The organism is uncultured Limnohabitans sp. (assembly GCF_937889215.1).
GTDB lineage: Bacteria > Pseudomonadota > Gammaproteobacteria > Burkholderiales > Burkholderiaceae_C > Limnohabitans_A.
The window spans coordinates 1-1572 of the sequence record NZ_CALBEX010000521.1; the positions used below are offsets into that span (position 1 = coordinate 1).

Genomic DNA, 1572 nt, shown 5'->3' on the forward strand with positions numbered 1-1572 from the left:
GGAGCTGCTGACCCAGGTCTACAAGTTGCCCGCCGACAAGCTCTACGCCACGGTCTACATGGAAGACGACGAGGCCTATGCTATTTGGGAAGGCATTTTTGTCCAATCGGGCTGGACGCCCGAGCGCATCAAGGCAGAGAACCGCATCATCCGCATTGGGGACAACAAGGGCGGCCGCTACAAGTCCGACAACTTCTGGATGATGGCCGACACTGGCCCGTGCGGTCCTTGCTCCGAGATTTTTTACGACCACGGTGCCCATATTCCCGGTGGCCCACCCGGCAGCCCCGATGAAGACGGTGACCGTTTTATCGAAATCTGGAACAACGTGTTCATGCAGTTCAACATGGACGAGACCGGTGCCGTCACGCCGCTGCCCGCGCCTTGTGTGGACACCGGCATGGGTCTGGAGCGCTTGGCTGCCATCTTGCAGCACGTTCACAGCAACTACGAGATCGACATTTTTGACGCGCTGATCAAGGCGGCATCGCGCGAAACCGGCTGCACCGACCTGAACAACAAGTCGCTGCGCGTCATCGCCGACCACATCCGCGCCACCGCTTTTTTGGTGAGCGACGGCGTGGTGCCGAGCAACGAAGGTCGCGGCTATGTGCAGCGCCGCATCATCCGACGCGCCATTCGCCACGGTTATTTGCTGGGCCAAAAGACCCCGTTCTTCCACAAGCTGGTGCCCGATCTCGTCAAGCTCATGGGCGCGGCTTACCCCAACATGGCCGATCAGGCCGATCGCATTGCCGATATCTTGCGCATCGAAGAAGAGCGCTTCTTTGAAACACTGCAAAGCGGCATGCAGATTCTGGATGCCGCCCTCGACGGTGGCGTGAAAGTGTTGCCCGGCGAGGTGGCTTTCAAGCTGCACGACACCTACGGTTTCCCGCTTGATTTGTCGGCCGATGTGTGCCGCGAGCGTGGCTTGAGCGTGGACGAAGCCTGTTTTGCCACCGCCATGGAAAAACAAAAGGCCCAGGCCCGCGCGGCTGGCAAGTTCAAGATGGACAAGGCGCTGGACTACTCCGGCGCTGGCAACGACTTTGTGGGCTACGAAGACCTGACGGCCAACGCCAAAGTGCTGGCCTTGTATGCCGACGGCAACGCTGTGACCGAACTCAAAGCCGGTCAAGCAGGCGTGGTGGTGTTGGACACTACACCTTTCTACGCCGAGTCCGGCGGCCAAGTGGGCGACCAAGGCGTGCTGAACAACGCGGGTGGCCAGTTCAACGTGGCCGACACCCTCAAGATCAAGGCCGATGTGTTTGGCCACCACGGTGAATTGAAATCGGGCAGCCTGAGAGTGGGCGACGCGGTGCAAGCGCATGTGGACCTGGCGGTGCGCGCCGCCACCGTGCGCAACCACAGCGCCACCCACTTGATGCACAAAGCCCTGCGCGAAGTGCTGGGCAGCCATGTGCAGCAAAAGGGCAGCTTGGTCAATGCCGAGCGCACCCGCTTTGACTTTGCGCACAACGCGCCCGTGACCGACGCCGAAATCCGCCAGATTGAAGCCCAAGTCAATGCAGAAATTTTGGCCAACGCCGCCGCGCAAGCGCGTGT

General features: G+C 60.6%; 1 protein-coding gene. It reads left to right on the forward strand.

The window, feature by feature from the left end; genetic code table 11:
* Window positions 1-1572: alanine--tRNA ligase (alaS, locus tag Q0341_RS13230; RefSeq protein ID WP_299514164.1), on the forward strand; the 1572-nt coding region annotated here is incomplete at both ends.